General features: G+C 63.4%; 1 protein-coding gene. It reads right to left on the bottom strand.

Annotation, left to right across the window (positions count from 1 at the left end; translation table 11 throughout):
* Window positions 1–12 precede the first annotated feature (12 nt).
* Window positions 13–830 (bottom strand): IS5 family transposase gene (locus tag IO33_RS50075; RefSeq protein ID WP_107069513.1). Its coding sequence is split into 2 segments (ribosomal slippage): window positions 13–482 and window positions 482–830, totalling 819 coding nucleotides; the frame shifts between segments, so codons are not numbered across the junction.
* Between the last annotated feature and the right edge of the window lie 42 nt (window positions 831–872).

Genomic DNA, 872 nt, shown 5'->3' with positions numbered 1-872 from the left:
TAAGACCGTGTCCTACATGGTGAGTTTGAGGAGCCGCTTGTAGCAGCAAAGGGCTGCGGCAAGTCCGAGAAAGGCCAGGTAGTTACGGGGATGGCGCTCGTAGCGGGGGCTGAGTCTGCGGTAGCCGGACAGCCAGGAGATGGTCCGTTCGATCACCCACCGGCGTCGCCCTAAGCGTTCGCTGGACTCGGTTCCCTTGCGTGCGATACGGACGCCGATGTGCTTGCCCCACAGCCATTTCCGCAGGTGAGGGATGTCGTAGGCCTTGTCGGCGTGAAGCCGCTTGGGTTTGAAGTGACGGCCTCGATGCGGGTCGTGTTGCGTTTGGATACCCGCGACCATGGGCTTCAGGCCTTCACTGTCGTGGACGTTGGCGGCCGAGACACCGACGACCAGGGGCAGTCCGTTCGCGTCCGACAGGACGTGCATCTTGGTACCCGGCTTGCCCCGGTCCACGGGGCTCGGACCTGTGTGTTCGCCCCTTTTTTAGCCCTGACGTGGGCTGAGTCGAGGACCACACGGGAGACGTCGACAAGGCCCGCATCGTCGAGTTGGTGCAGGACCGCTTCGTGTAGACGGCCCCAGACGCCGGCTCGCGACCAGATCATGAACCGGCGGTGCGCGGTCGACTTCGATATCCCGAAGCACGGCGGCAAGGCCCGCCATGCGCAGCCGCTGACCAGCACATAGATGATCGCTGCGAACAGCGTCTCATCAGGTGTGTTCTGCTTACCGCCGCCCTGCGGCCGCACCCGATCCTCCGGAATCAACGGCTTGGCGATCTCCCACAAGCCGTCCGGAACAATCCAACTCCACGTACCCCGCCCCATACGCAGCCCAACGACCAACTGCCATGTAGGACACGGTCTAAG

This window comes from Streptomyces durhamensis, from assembly GCF_000725475.1.
GTDB lineage: Bacteria > Actinomycetota > Actinomycetes > Streptomycetales > Streptomycetaceae > Streptomyces > Streptomyces filipinensis.
Note: the sequence above shows the minus strand (reverse complement) of the source record. Positions and strands in the feature narration are given on the sequence as shown.